This window comes from Xanthomonas sp. NCPPB 3200 (assembly GCF_056393585.1).
In genome coordinates this window covers 4,757,804-4,772,114 of the sequence record NZ_CM150785.1, presented here as the reverse complement: position 1 = coordinate 4,772,114, position 14,311 = coordinate 4,757,804, and the positions used below count along the sequence as shown (strand labels likewise).

The window sequence follows — 14,311 nt, the reverse complement described above, 5'->3', positions numbered from 1 at the left end:
GCATCCGGATGCAAGCCCATGCGATGCAGTTCCGGACTGGGTGCACGCTGGCGTGGTGTGCCAGCGGGATGACCGTAACGCTCGACATGTCATGGCGGCGTTGAAGCGCCAGGCCGACGCCTTGCGCATGCCAGGAAACGCGCGATCACGGAGCGGTGAGCGCCGGGTCGACGATCAGCCGCACGAGGATTACGGCGCGCTTTGAAAGCGCAGCGGTGGCAGGACGTGTCGTTCAGCGCCGGCGGTTGAGCCATGACGCGCTGATAGTCCCGGCAAGCGCTAGCCCGACGGCATTCACCAGGGCGATACCGCGTCTTCCCCATATGGATGAATCGTCGCGATCCTTCCATCCGCGTCGTGCTCCAGCGGTGCCATCTTGATGCTGCGCAGATGCGTCTGCCCGCCCGACAGCACGGCGTCGTGATAGAACAGGTACCACTGGCCGTTGAACAGGCAGATGGAGTGATGCGTGGTCCAGCCGACCACCGGTGCGAGCAGCACGCCCTGGTAGGCGAATGGCCCGTACGGGGTATCGCTGGTGGCGTAGCAGATGCGGTGGGTGTCGCCGGTGGAGTAGGACAGGTAATAGCGGCCGGCATGGTGGTGGACCCAGGGGCCTTCGAAGAAGCGGCGGGCGTGGTCGCCTGCGCGTAGCGGGGTGCCGTGTTCGTCGAGGATGATGATCTCGCGGGTGGGTTCGGCCAGTTGCGTCATGCCCTCGTGCAGGCGGGCGACGCGCGGGCCAAGTGCGGGCGCGTCGTCGCCCGGTTCCTGATGGTCCGGCGCATAGACGTTGTCGCGGTACTGCTGCAGCTGGCCGCCCCAGATGCCGCCGAAGTACAGGTAATGCGCGCCGTCGTGGTCGGCAAATACCGCCGGGTCGATCGAGTAGGTGCCGGCGATGGGTTCGGCTGCGGCGACGAACGGGCCTTGCGGGCCATCGCCGACCGCCACGCCGATCTGGAAGATGCCGTCGGCCCGCTTGGCGGGAAAATACAGATAGGTCTTGCCGTCGCGCTGCGCGGCATCCGGTGCCCACATCTGGCGCTGTGCCCACGGCACGTCGCGCACGTGGAGGACCTGCCCCAGGTCCTCCACCGGTGCACCGGGATGGGCCATGCGGAAGACGTGGTAGTCGGCCATGTCGAAGTGCGAGCCGTCGTCGCTGAAGGCAACGCCAGCATCGATGTCGTGCGAGGGGTAGATGTACAAGGCGCCGTCGAACACGTGTGCGGAAGGGTCGGCGGTATAGAGGTGGGTGACCAGCGGTGCGGAAATGGCGGTGCGCGCCAGCGCCTGCAGTGCAGCGGTGTGCAGTTCATCGGACATGCGCGTACCTGTGCATGAGGTGGGAGGGAGAGGGCGTCAACTGGTGGCGAGCGCGGTGCCGCGTCGGCGCAGGCCCAGCTCGTGTTCGATGCGGGTTTCCAGCGGCTTGTCGATCTCGTACAGCGCCAGCAACGCGGTGCCGAGCAGGAACGGGATGGACGCATACACGCTGATGGCCAGGCGAATGCCGTTTGTCACGGCATCGCTTTGCAGCGGCAGGGCGGCGTCGTAGCCATAGAACGCCAGGATGCCGGCGACCAGCGCGCCGCCGACGCTCAGGCCGATCTTCAGGCCGCACAACATCGCCGAGAAAATGATCGCGGTGGCGCGGCGGTGGTTCTTCCATTCGGAGTAGTCGGCCACGTCGGCGATCATCGCCCACAGCAGCGGGATGGTGATGCCGTAGAAGAAGCCGTGCAGCACGTAGGAGGCGAACACCCAGGCGATCGCAGTCGGCGGATACACGTAGAACGCCAGCAGGAACAGCGTGGAGATCAGCAGCGCGCCGCCGAACACGTTGCGCTTGCCGTAGCGATCGGCCAGCCGCTTGGAAAAGCCGATGCCCACGATCATCGCCAGGATGCCGCCGGCGCTGAACACGCTGAAGGCCGAGGTGGGTGCGTCCTGAGGCCATTGCAGCGCGCTCAGGCCGGCGCCGGTGAGCATGCTGTTGATCGCAGCGATGAGGCGGTTGAAGCCGGCGTTGTCGAGGAACAGCGTCAACGCGTTCGCGTCGAGGGTGTACTTGAAGTAGTAGATGTACATCCCGCCCTTCATGGCGAGATTGATGAAGACCAGGATGGTCAGCGACAGCATCACCAGCCAGGGTCTGTTGCGGACCAGATCGGTGAGGTCCTGGCGCACGCTGCTGCGTTGTTCGCTGATCGGCAGCACGCGCTCGCGGGTGGTGAAAAAGGTGATCAGAAAGCACAGCGTGCCGACGGCGGCGAACAGCGCCATGGTGTTGCGAAAGCCCTGTGCCTTGTCGCCATTGCCCAGGATCAGCACCAGCGGCAGCAACAACACCTGGATGATGAACTGTGCAAACGTCACCGCCAGGAAGCGGTACGCCGACAAGCTGTTGCGTTGCTCCATGCTGCCGGTGAGCACGCCGCTCAATGCCGAGTACGGCAGGTTGTTGGCCACGTACACCAGCATCAGCAGCGTGTAGGTGGCGAAGGCGTAGGCGATCTTGCCCTGCTCGCCGAGTGCGGGTGTGTTGAACGCGGCCAGCGACAAGGCACCGAACGGCACTGCCGTCCACAGGATCCACGGGCGGAACTTGCCCCAGCGCGTGCGGGTGCGGTCGGCCAGGATGCCGATGATGGGCGTGAACACGAACGCGCCGAGCATGCCCACCACGAAGATCAGGGTGGCGGCCACACTCGCCGGGATGCGGAACACATCGGTATAGAAGAACGCCAGGAAGGTGACCAGCGTCTGGAAGATCAGGTTGGCTGCCAGGTCGCCCAGGCTGTAGCCGATCTTTTCGCGCAAGGAGAGCTGTTGTGAGCGATCGTTCATGAGGTGGGGCGGGGCTCAGGGAGTGCTGCGGAAAACGCCGCGGCGCGCGCCAGGCTGCCGGTCGCGATGGGAGGTGATCGCGACCGGCAAACACAGCACTCAAAAGGTACCGCGTATGCCGAGCATGACCGTGCGCCCGGGCTCGTACAGATCGTAGGTGGCGTTGGGCCAGGCGTAGGTGGTGCGCAGCGGCTCGTCGGTGAGGTTGGTGACGTTGAGGGTGATCTGCGGCTTGGACGGCAGCGATTCCAGCGTGTAGCTGGCAGACAGATCCAGCTGCCCGCGCGCGTCGGCGTTGAGGCGCGCGTAGGGGATGCCGTTCTGGTTGGCGCCGGAGATCACCATGTCGTCGTTCCAGGTGTAGGACAGGCGCACCGAGGCGGCGTCCTTTTCCCAGTACACGGTGCCGTTCCACAGGTTGGGGGCGACGCCGACCGCCACTGCCGGAATGCCTTCGCCTTCGGAGGATTGGGTGACATGGGTGTAGTTCACGCTGAAGCCCAGGCCGTCGACCAGCCGGTCCAGCGGCTGCACCCAGATCGCCTCGGTGCCGCGGATGTTGAGCACGCCGTCGGCGTTGACCTGGGTCTGGACATCCACGGTGGCCGCATTCGGGCCGCCGCGCTGGTCAAGGCCGGCCTGCTGGATCGGCAGCAGGCTGTCGTAGGGCACGCCCAGGTCGTTGAAGGGAATGCGCCGCACGCCGTTGACGGTGAAGCCGCTGATGCGCTTGTTGAACAACGTCAGGCCCACATAGCCTTCGCCGCCGGTGTACCACTCGCCGCCGAAATCCACGTTGGTGGACAGGTACGGCGCCAGGTTCGGATTGCCCTGGGTTGCGGTCTGCGCGGAGGGGTCGCTGAAGTTGGTGTTGGGCAGCATCGCGCTGGGGTCGGGGCGGGTGAGCGTGCGCGAGCTGGACAGGCGCAGCACCAGGTTGTCGGCCACGTCCCAGGCGGCGTTGAACGAGGGCAGGGTCTCCTTGTAGTCCGAATCCAGCACCTGGACGCGGCGGATGCCGTTGATGGTGACCGGGCCGGTGATGGTCTGGTCGGTGGTCACGTAGCGCACGCCGGCATTGAAGCGCAGCGTGCGGTTCCACACTTCGGTTTCCGCGTTGGTTTCGATGTAGAAGCCCAGGTTCTTTTCGCGGATGCCGCCGGCCGAGGCGCCGGTATTGGCGGAGTTGGTCTCCGGTGCGGAATCGCGCAGCGCGTAGTAATTGGTGTCGCCCAGGAAGCGGTTGAAATCGGCGGTGATGAAGCCATCCGGGCCGGGGCGCAGATAGCCGGCCAGCGCCGCATTCGGGATTGCCGAGCCGGGGCCGCCGTTGCAGACATTGCCGCCGCCACCGCGGCAGACCACCTGCTCCCAGGCGATGCTGTTGTCGAAGCCGCGGATGGTGCGCTCGGCCTGGTCGTAGGCGGCGCCGATCTTGATGTTGCGCTTGTCTTCGCCGAACTGCAGGTCGGCGCGTGCGCCCCGGGTTTCTGTCACGCGTTTTTCGTTCTGGATATTGACCCGGCCGCCGTTCCAGCCCCAGCCCAGATTGGGGTCGTTGAGATCGAGCGGGCTGCTGATCGAGGGGCGGTCGCCGCCTTCGTTGCGGTAATCGACGGTGGTGAACGGCGAGGTGACCAGGATGCTGGGTGACTCGCGCTGCAGCCAGCTGCGCGTGGCATTGGCCTGCACGTTGAGCTTGATGTCCTGGTTCTCGCCGAACAACAGCTCGGCACCCGGATTGACGCTCCAGAACTTGACCTCTTCCCGGTACGGGCGCGCTTCCAGGAAGTACTGCGCATTGGCAAACGTGGCGCTGGTGACCACGTTGTTCTGGTCCAGCTGCATGCCCAGCGGGATCATGTTGCCGTTGCGGCCGATCAGATTCATGCTGATCCGCTCGGTGGTGCGCTTGGCTTCCGAATACAGCGTGTCCAGATAGAAATGCATGCTGTCGGACGGGCGCCATTCCAGCGACATCACCGAGGCATCGCGGTCGCGATCGCCATTCATGTAGACGCTGCGGCCCAGCCGCGGAATCAGCGCGTCGCTGATCTGGTCGATGCTCAGACCCGGGTTGCGCGCCAGCAGCCAGGCCGCATCGATGGTCTCGCCGGTGGTCAGGCCGCTGCCGGCGGTGGCCGGCACGCGGTCGGGAATGCGCCAGTTGCCGCCACCATTGACGTTGCACGCGGCCGGTTGATTGGTGGCCGGGGTGCCGGCAGGCGGGGTGAGGCCGCACTGGGTGTAGGTGAGGCCGGGGTTGGTCCAGCCCACGCTTTCGAAGCCGCGCACGCCCAGCTTGCCGCGGACCGAGGCCACGCCCAGCAATGCGCCGAAGGTGCCTTGCTCGTTGGTCCAGCTGCCCATGAAGGCGCCGCGCGGGGTGGTCTTTTCGCTGGTGCTGTTCCAGTCCGCCTGGGCCTGATAGGTGAAGTGCACGCCGGGGCGATCGAACGGGCGCGCGCTGCGCATGTCCACCACGCCGGAGACGCCGCCTTCGAGCATGCTGGCGGTGGGCGTCTTGCTGACGGTGAGCTGGGTGAAGAACTCGGTGGGAAACAGGTTCAGATCGACTTCGCGGTTCTGGTTCTGCGCGTTCAGGCCGATCGAGGCGGTGGCGATGCTGGCGCCGTTGAGCGTGGTCTTGGTGAAGCTGGTGCCCAGGCCGCGGATGGCGATATTGAGGCCCTCGCCATTGACGTCGCGCGAGAGCTGCACGCCGGGGATGCGGTTGAGCGACTCGGCGATGTTCATGTCCGGGAACTTGCCGATGTCCTCGGCAAACACGGTGTCGGCAAAGCCCACCGAGTCGCGCTTGGCGTCGGTGGAAAACTGGATGCTGCGCCGGTAGCCGGAGACGGTGACGGTGTCGAGCTGGGTCACCGCATCGCCGCTGGCAGCGGCGGCTGTGGGCGGTTGTGCGGTGGCGGCAGCGCTGTCGGCATCGCTGGACTGCGCCCAGGCGGCGGTGCTGGTCATGCCCAGCAGGATGGACCCCAACGCGCAGGACAACGCGGTTTGTGCGTAGCTGTTCTTCACCGTAATCCCTTCCCTAACAGGTGAGCAGATGTCCCACGCATCGCCCCTGCGTAGGGAGTGCCGCTGCCGGTAGCGGCGCGGCGATGGTGCGATGGGGGAGACGGGCGATCAGCGGTGGCCGATGTTAGCGCTACCAAATTCAGAACATCACGCTGCAGGGCAGCATAGGCGACGGAAGGCATCGTGGCGGCTGCGGCAGTGGCGCTGATCGGAATGGTGCCGGCTGCATATGGCGCACTGGCGTGTTGCACTGCGCGATGGTTTTTGCCCGGCAGCGTGGTAATGGTAGCGCTATCACCCGTGGCGCAAGGCCACCTTCGTGCAGGTGCAGTGCTCGATGAATCGAACCAAAGAACGCGGCAATCAGAGGCCGGGCCACACGCGACATGTGGTAGCGCATTGCAGTGGCCGTTGCGCGACTGCCCATCGCAGGCTGTGTCCAGCAGCGCTATGGCGCCCGCGCGCATGAGCGAGTTGCCGCAAGCGGCTGCACCTGCCGGCACGCTGGCGCGCCTGGGCCGCATGCGTTGGCGCGTCTGCGCACTGCTGCTTGCCGCCACCACCATCAACTATGTCGACCGCCAGGTGCTCGGCGTGCTGGCGCCGTTTCTGCAGACGCAGATCGGCTGGAACGAGATCCAGTACGGCTATATCGTCACCGCGTTCCAGGCCGCCTACGCGCTGGGCCTGTTGTGCAGCGGTGCGGTGATCGACCGCTTCGGCACGCGCGTCGGTTACGCGCTGGCGATCGGCATCTGGAGCCTGGCGGCGATGGGGCATGCGCTGGCCACCAGCGTGGTGGGCTTTGCGATTGCGCGCTTCTTCCTGGGGCTGGGCGAGTCCGGCAACTTCCCCGCTGCGCTGAAGACGGTGGCCGAGTGGTTCCCGCGTCGCGAGCGCGCACTGGCCACCGGCATCTTCAATTCCGGCTCCAACATCGGTGCGATCGTCGCGCCGTTGCTGGTGCCGCTGATCGCCACCGCCTGGGGCTGGCAGGCGGCATTCCTGTTCACCGGCGTGCTCAGCGCCACCTGGCTGCTGGTGTGGTGGCTCAGCTATCACCCGCCCGAGCAGCAACCCGGCCTGTCGGCGGCAGAGCTGGCGCATATCCGCAGCGATGCGCACGAGCCAGTGCAACGGCGGCTGTCGTGGTTGCAGGTGCTGCGGCACCGGCAGGCCTGGGCGTTCGTGCTGGGCAAGTTCATCACCGACCCGATCTGGTGGTTCTTCCTGTTCTGGCTGCCCAAGTTCCTGCATGCCGAATACGGATTGAGTCTGTTGCAACTGGGCGCGCCGTTGATCGTGATCTTCGTGCTGGCCGACATCGGCAGCATTGCCGGCGGCTGGGTCGCCGGGCGCTTCATCGCGCGCGGCTGGAGCGTCAACCGCGCGCGCAAGAGCGCGATGCTGATCTGCGCGATCTCGGTGGTGCCGATCGTGTTCGCCGCACGCGCCGATAACCTGTGGCTGGCCGTGGGCCTGATCGGCCTGGCCACCGCTGCGCACCAGGGGTGGTCGGCCAATCTGTTCACGCTGCCGTCGGACATGTTTCCACGCCACGCGGTCGCCACCGTGGTCGGCATCGGCGGCTTTGCCGGCGCGGTCGGTGGCATGCTGATCGCCACCTTCATCGGGTTCCTGCTGCAGGCCACCGGCAGTTATGTGCCGGTGTTTCTGATGGCAGGCTCGGCGTATCTGCTGGCGCTGGCGGTGGTACACATGCTGGTGCCACGCTTGGCGCCGGCGCAGCTGCCGGCAGATGCCGCCGCACCGACCGCCAACGCATCTTCCTGAGGGGATCATCATGCAATTACGCACACTGGCAATCGGGTTGTTGTTGGCGGCGAACGTCGCAACGCTTGCGCAGGCCGCACCGCTGGCTTCCGGCGCGCCCAAGTTCCTGGGCAGCGCCTACAGTCCGCAACAGTCCCCGGGATTTGCGCAGTACTGGAACAAGCTCACGCCGGAAAACAGCGGCAAGTGGGGCAGCGTGGAAGCGGTGCGCGACCAGATGGACTGGAGCGGGCTGGATACTGCTTACCGGCTGGCCAAGGCCAACGGCATGCCGTTTCAGATGCATGTGATGGTGTGGGGCAATCAGCAGCCGGAGTGGATCAAGTCGCTGCGGCCGGCCGAGCAGCGCCGCGAGATCGAGCAGTGGTTTGCCGCGGTGGCGCAGCGCTATCCGGAGATCGACCTGCTGGAAGTGGTCAACGAGCCGCTCAACGACCCGCCCAGCAAGGACGACACCGGCGGCGGCAACTATCTGCAGGCGCTCGGCGGCAACGGCGCCAGCGGTTGGGAGTGGGTGCTGCAGTCGTTCCGGCTGGCGCGCCAGCACTTTCCGCGTGCGCGGCTGATGATCAACGACTACAGCATCACCAACAGTCCACAGGCCACGCAGAAGTACCTGCAGATCGTGCAGTTGCTGCAGCGCGAGCAACTGGTCGATGCGATCGGCGTGCAGGAGCATGCCTTCGAAACCACGCCGAATGTGGCGATGTCGGTGCACCGCGACAATCTCGATGCACTGGCCGCGACCGGCCTGCCGATCTACATCACCGAGTTCGACCTGGACGGGCCCACCGATGCGCAGCAGCTGGCCGCCTACCAACGTGTGTTCCCGGTGTTCTGGGAGCACACCGGCGTGCGCGGCATCACGCTGTGGGGCTTTCGTCCCGGGCTGTGGCGCGACAAGGAAGCGGCGTACCTGATCCGGGCCGATGGCACCGAACGGCCGGCGCTGACCTGGCTGCGCGATTACGTTGCCAGCCACGGTGCGGCGCGGTGATCCCGGTGCCCTGCCTTTTTCCTGCCCGTTCGGCGACCGACTGATGTCTACCTCCATTCCGCTGACCCTCCACGCCGACCGCCTGTTGCCCGCCGACCCCGGCACGCGTGCGATCGCGCGCCGCCTGTACGCGAAGATCGCTGCACTGCCGATCATCAGCCCGCATGGTCATACCGAACCGGCGTGGTTCGCTACCGACGCGCCGTTCGCCAATGCCACCGAGTTGTTGCTGGTGCCGGATCACTACGTGTTCCGCATGCTCTACAGCCAGGGCGTCGCACTGGATGCCTTGGGCATTCCGCGTGCGGATGGGTCGCGCGCGGCGGTGGACCCGCGCGCAGCGTGGCGCGTGTTCGCTGAGCACTACACGTTGCTGCGCGGCACGCCCTCTGCGTTGTGGCTCAATCATGTCTTCCATGACGTGTTCGATCTGCGCATCCGGCTGGATGCCGGCACTGCCGATCATTACTACGACCACATCACCGCTGCGCTGCAGACGCCGGCATTCCGCCCGCGTGCCCTGTTCGAGCGCTTCGACATCGAGGTGATTGCCACCACCGAGTCGCCGCTGGACACGCTGCAGCACCACGCGACCATTCGCGACAGCGGCTGGAAGGGACGCGTGCTCACCGCGTACCGCCCGGACCCGGTGGTCGACCCCGAACACGAACAGTTTGCCGGTGCGCTGCAGCAGTTCGGCGCGCTCACCGGCGAGGATGTGCTGAGCTGGCAAGGCTATCTGCGTGCGCACCGGCAGCGCCGCGCGTTCTTTGCCGCGCACGGCGCCACCTCGACCGACCACGGCCACCCCAGCGCGGCCACGGCCGATCTGTCGCCGGCCGAGGCGCAACGCCTGTTCGACACCGTGGGGCGTGGTGCCGCCACACCGGCGCAGGCCGAGCTGTTCCGCGCGCAGGTGCTGACCGAGATGGCGGCGATGAGCCTGGACGATGGCCTGGTGATGCAGTTGCACCCGGGGTGCTTCCGCAATCACAACCGACAGCTGTTCCAGACCTTCGGGCGCGACAAGGGCGCCGATATTCCAATGCGCACCGACTACGTGCACGCGCTCAAACCCTTGCTGGACCGGTTCGGCAACGACCCGCGCCTGCGCCTGATCGTGTTCACCCTGGACGAAACCAGCTACAGCCGCGAACTGGCGCCACTGGCCGGGCATTACCCGTCGTTGTTGCTGGGGCCGGCCTGGTGGTTCCATGACGCGCCGGAAGGCATGTGGCGCTTCCGCGAGCAGACCCTGGCCAGCGCCGGCTTCTACAACACCGTGGGCTTCAACGACGATACCCGCGCCTTCCTGTCGATTCCGGCGCGGCACGATGTGGCGCGGCGCGTGGACAGTGCCTTTCTCGCCAAGCTTGTCGCCGAGCACAGGCTGGACGAGGACGAGGCGGCCGAGGTTGCGATCGATCTGGCGTATCGCCTGCCCAAGCAAGCCTACAAGCTGTGAGGCGGAGCGAGGCAGCACGCAGCGATGCCTGCACGCGTGCAGGCGGTGCGGATGGGACACGCCTGCATGCATGGTCGATGCGAGACGCGATATGACGCACACGGGCATGCAGGCGAGGGTGATGCGCGCGCTCAGGGATTGCGCACGCCTCGCGCGTGTCGCGATGCTTTGCATCTGCCTGGTAGTGCCCGCGCTGGCAGCACCACCGGCGTCGAACCAGTTGCCGCGCGAGCGCGTCTCGCTCAACGCGCAGTGGCGCTTCCATCGCGGCGATCCTTCAGGCAATCGGCAAATCCTGGACTACGACATCCGCCCGCACGTGCTACGTAGCGAAGACGGCAAGGTGGCCGATGCGCAGCCCGAGCAGGCGCAGCGCCTCGATGCCGCCGCAACCCGCGTGCTCAAGCCATGGATCCTGCCTACGGCCAATGCCTTGATTGCAGATCCCGCGAAGTGGCACGAACGCCCGCCCGGCCACCCCGGCAGCAGCGTCGCCTTCGTGCAGCCGCAGTTCGACGACAGCGGCTGGGAGCGCGTGGATCTGCCGCACGACTGGGCCATCGCCGGGCCGTTCCTGGCCGATGGTCCCTATGGCGGCATGGGGCGCTTGCCGAGCTGGGGCGTAGGTTGGTATCGCAAGCGCCTGGACATCCCCGCCAGCGATCGCGGGCGCGCGCTGTTTCTGGATCTCGATGGCGCCATGGCCTATGCCACGGTCTGGCTCAACGGCAAACTGGTCGGCGGCTGGCCGTATGGCTACAGCTCCTGGCGCGTGGACCTGAGCCCCTATGTGGTGTTTGGTGCGCGCAACCAGCTGGCGATCCGCCTGGACAACCCGCCCGACTCGGCGCGCTGGTATCCGGGCGGCGGGCTGTATCGCAATGTGTGGCTGACCAAAGCTGCGCCGCTGCATGTCGCGCACTGGGGCGCGCAGCTGACCACGCCGCAGGTGTCGGCCGACACCGCGCAGGTGCAGCTGGCGATCACGCTGGACAACGCCGCGCGCAGTGCAATGCAGGCACAGGTCAGCACCGCCATCTATGTGCTCGACGATGCACGCGGCACACGCAGCGGCGCGCCGGTCGCGCGCATTGCCGCCGTGCAGGTTGCGGTTGCCGCCGGTGGCAGCGCCCGTGTGCAGGGCAGCACGCAGATCGACCGCCCGCGTCTGTGGGGCCCGCCGCCGACCCAGCGCCCGCACCGCTATATCGCAGTGACCGAGGTCAGTCAGGACGGGCACGTGGTGGATCGCTACGAAACACCGTTCGGTGTCCGCAGCATCGTGTTCGATGCCGACAAGGGCTTGCTGGTCAATGGCGAACATGTGCCGATTCGCGGCGTGAACAATCATCACGACCTCGGCGCGCTGGGTGCGGCGTTCAACCTGCGCGCCGCCGAGCGGCAACTGCAGTTGCTGCAGCAGATGGGCGCCAATGCCATCCGCATGAGCCACAACCCGCCCGCACCGGAGCTATTGGAGCTGACCGACCGCATGGGCCTGCTGGTGGCGGACGAGGTGTTCGACAGTTGGGAGATGAAGAAGACCCCGCTGGATTTCCACCTGGTGTTCCCGCAGTGGCACGAGCCGGACCTGCGCGCGATGCTGCGGCGCGACCGCAATCATCCCTCGGTGATCTTGTGGAGCGTCGGTAACGAAGTCGGTGAGCAGTACACCGGCGAGCAGGGCGCGGCGATCGCACGCACACTGCACGCCATGGTGCATGAGGAAGACCCCACGCGCCCCGCCACGGTGGCGATGAACTACGCCTCGCCCGAGATGCCGTTGCCCGCTGCACTGGATGTCATCAGTCTTAACTACCAGGGCGAAGGCATCCGCGACGCTCCGGAATTCGCAGGCACCGAGCGCATCCGCAAACAACCGCAATATCCCGCGTTCCATGGCAAGTTCCCGCACAAGGCCATTCTCAGCAGCGAGACCGCCTCGGCGTTGAGCAGCCGCGGTGTGTATCTGTTTCCGGTGACGCCAGACATTAGCGCGCCGGTGCGCGATGGGCGCGGCGGCGATTCGGTCGCGCACCAGGTCAGCGCCTACGAGCTGCATGCGGTGGACTTCGGCTCCAGCGCCGACAAGGTGTTCGCGGCACAGGACCGGCATCGGTATGTCGCCGGCGAATTCGTCTGGACCGGCTTCGATTATCTGGGCGAGCCCACGCCGTACTACAGCTCGCGCAGTTCGTACTCCGGCATCTTCGATCTGGCCGGTTTTCCCAAGGACCGCTACTGGCTCTATCAATCGCGTTGGCGCCCCGACCTGCCGATGGCGCATCTGCTGCCGCACTGGACCTGGCCCGGCCGCGAGGGTCAGGTCACGCCGGTGCATGTGTTCACCTCCGGCGACGAGGCCGAGCTGTTCGTCAATGGCCTCTCGCAGGGGCGCAAGCGCAAGGGCCCGCTGCAGTACCGGCTGCGCTGGGACGCGGTGGTCTACCAACCCGGCGAGCTGCGCGTGCAGGCGTACAAGGAAGGCAAACCCTGGGCCGACGACCGCGTACAAACCGCCGGCAGCGCCGCGCGCATGCAGGTGACGCCCGACCGCGGCAGCATCCGTGGCGACGGGCAGGATCTGAGTTTCGTCACCGTGCGCCTGCTCGATCGCGATGGACGCCCTGCGCCGACCGCCGGCGACCGCCTGCGTTTCCGCATCGAAGGCCCGGGCGAGCTGGTCGCCACCGACAACGGCGATCCCACCAACCTGGAATCCTTCGCCGCGCCGCAGCGCAATGCGTTCAACGGGCTGTGCCTGGCGATCGTGCGTGCCAAGCCCGGCGCGCGTGGCACCATCACGCTGCATGTGGACTCCGACAGTTTGCAGGCCGCCAGTGCGCAGGTGGTGGTGGAGTGATGGGGTTCCCGATGACGCACTACCTGCGGTACCTGCACAGGAATCCGGCGATGCAGCAGACCCACGAGCGCCCAGCAGCATGCTTGCGTTTTGTTCTGGCCCTGATCGGCGCTGTGATGGCAGTGCCGGCCTTGGCTGACTGCGACACCCGCAGCACCTCGCTCAAGCACGCCTACGCCGACCGCTTTCTGATCGGCACCGCCGTCAATGCCGACATCGTCTCCGGCAAGGACGCTGCCTCTGCCGCGCTGGTCGCCTGCCACTTCAATGCCGTCACTGCCGAGAACGTGATGAAGGCCGAAGTGGTCGCTCCGCGCCCGGGCGTGTTCGACTTCGGCGCGGCCGACGCCTTCGTCGCCTATGGGCGCGATCACGCCATGTTCGTGGTCGGCCATACCTTGGTCTGGCACAACCAGACGCCGGAGTGGTTCTTCGTCGATGCACAGGGCAAGCCCAACAGCGCCGACGCGCAGCTGGAGCGCATGCGCGCGCACATCGAGCGCGTGGCGGGGCGCTACGTCGGCAAGGTGCAGGCCTGGGACGTGGTCAATGAGATCATCGACGAAGACGGACGTTACCGCGATACCAACTGGGTGCAGCGCGTCGGCGATGGCGACACCGTGGTGCGCAACGCCTTCACCTTTGCCCAACGGTATGCGCCGGATGCGGAGCTCTACTACAACGATTTCAACGCATGGCGGCCGAGCAAGCGCGATGGCATCGTGCGCATGGTCAGGATGCTGCAGCAATCGGGCATCCGCATCGATGGCGTCGGCATGCAGGGACACTGGGGGCTCAACTATCCCAGCCTGCGCGATATCGAAGACACCATCGATGCCTACGCCGCGCTCGGCATCAAGGTCATGATCACCGAGCTGGACATCGACGTGTTGCCACTGACCAGGGAAGGCCAGGTCATCGGGACCGGACTTGCGCACAAGCAGTTCCAGCTGCCGGAATTCAAGCGCTTTCTCGACCCGTATCGCGAGGGCTTGCCACCGCAGGTGCAGGCGCAGCTGCGCGATCGCTACGCCGAGTTGTTCGCGCTGTTCTGGCGCAAGCGCGACAAGCTCGCACGCGTCAGCGTATGGGGCGTCAGCGATGGCATGTCCTGGAAGAACGATTACCCCGTGCCCGGCCGTACCAACTATCCGCTGCTGTTCGATCGAAACTACCAGCCCAAACCGGCACTGGATGCGGTGCTGGCGGTACCCGCGCACGCTGGCGAGCGCTAGCACGGCTGCCGGCATGCGCAGCAGGCCTGCACGCGCATGGTGGCATCATGGCCCGACTTCGT

8 protein-coding genes are annotated in these 14,311 nt (G+C 66.3%); 5 read left to right on the top strand and 3 right to left on the bottom strand.

Annotated features, from left to right (window positions below):
- Window positions 1–294: 294 nt before the first annotated feature.
- From AC06DU_RS20590 to AC06DU_RS20580, 3 genes are all read right to left on the bottom strand, one after another.
- Window positions 295–1,329, bottom strand: coding sequence for a glycoside hydrolase family 43 protein (locus AC06DU_RS20590; protein ID WP_184429189.1), 1,035 nt, complete (start codon window positions 1,327–1,329; stop codon window positions 295–297).
- A 36-nt stretch (window positions 1,330–1,365) separates the two neighbouring features.
- Window positions 1,366–2,853, bottom strand: a complete 1,488-nt coding sequence (locus AC06DU_RS20585; RefSeq protein ID WP_478203115.1) for an MFS transporter — start codon at window positions 2,851–2,853, stop codon at window positions 1,366–1,368.
- Between the two features lie 99 nt (window positions 2,854–2,952).
- A complete protein-coding gene (locus AC06DU_RS20580; protein ID WP_478203114.1) occupies window positions 2,953–5,895 on the bottom strand; it encodes a TonB-dependent receptor in 2,943 nt (980 codons plus the stop codon).
- Between the two features lie 282 nt (window positions 5,896–6,177).
- On the opposite strand from AC06DU_RS20580, the gene AC06DU_RS20575 reads away from it, so the two are divergent.
- From AC06DU_RS20575 to AC06DU_RS20555, 5 genes are all read left to right on the top strand, one after another.
- A complete protein-coding gene (locus tag AC06DU_RS20575) occupies window positions 6,178–7,689 on the top strand; it encodes an MFS transporter (RefSeq protein ID WP_478203113.1) in 1,512 nt (503 codons plus the stop codon).
- A 10-nt stretch (window positions 7,690–7,699) separates the two neighbouring features.
- Complete coding sequence (locus AC06DU_RS20570) at window positions 7,700–8,686, top strand: endo-1,4-beta-xylanase (RefSeq protein WP_245103849.1); 987 nt, start codon at window positions 7,700–7,702, stop codon at window positions 8,684–8,686.
- Window positions 8,687–8,729: 43 nt separating this feature from the next.
- On the top strand, window positions 8,730–10,151 hold the full coding sequence (gene uxaC, locus AC06DU_RS20565) for a glucuronate isomerase (protein WP_478203112.1): 1,422 nt from the start codon (window positions 8,730–8,732) through the stop codon (window positions 10,149–10,151).
- Between the two features lie 163 nt (window positions 10,152–10,314).
- The gene (gene galB / locus AC06DU_RS20560) at window positions 10,315–13,014 is read left to right on the top strand and encodes a beta-galactosidase GalB (RefSeq protein WP_478203111.1); all 2,700 of its coding nucleotides are present in this window, start codon (window positions 10,315–10,317) and stop codon (window positions 13,012–13,014) included.
- A 116-nt stretch (window positions 13,015–13,130) separates the two neighbouring features.
- Window positions 13,131–14,249 carry an endo-1,4-beta-xylanase gene (locus AC06DU_RS20555; protein WP_478204469.1) on the top strand — a complete coding sequence of 373 codons (1,119 nt, stop codon included), beginning with the start codon at window positions 13,131–13,133 and terminating at the stop codon, window positions 14,247–14,249.
- The last annotated feature ends 62 nt before the right edge of the window (window positions 14,250–14,311 follow it).

Bases quoted from the DNA above. Each gene is read 5' to 3' on its own strand.
- AC06DU_RS20590 (WP_184429189.1), bottom strand. From the start codon at position 1,329: ATGTCCGATGAACTGCACACCGCTGCACTGCAGGCGCTGGCGCGCACC.
- AC06DU_RS20585 (WP_478203115.1), bottom strand. From the start codon at position 2,853: ATGAACGATCGCTCACAACAGCTCTCCTTGCGCGAAAAGATCGGCTAC.
- AC06DU_RS20575 (WP_478203113.1), top strand. From the start codon at position 6,178: ATGGTAGCGCTATCACCCGTGGCGCAAGGCCACCTTCGTGCAGGTGCA.
- AC06DU_RS20570 (WP_245103849.1), top strand. From the start codon at position 7,700: ATGCAATTACGCACACTGGCAATCGGGTTGTTGTTGGCGGCGAACGTC.
- uxaC (WP_478203112.1), top strand. From the start codon at position 8,730: ATGTCTACCTCCATTCCGCTGACCCTCCACGCCGACCGCCTGTTGCCC.
- galB (WP_478203111.1), top strand. From the start codon at position 10,315: ATGCTTTGCATCTGCCTGGTAGTGCCCGCGCTGGCAGCACCACCGGCG.
- AC06DU_RS20555 (WP_478204469.1), top strand. From the start codon at position 13,131: ATGGCAGTGCCGGCCTTGGCTGACTGCGACACCCGCAGCACCTCGCTC.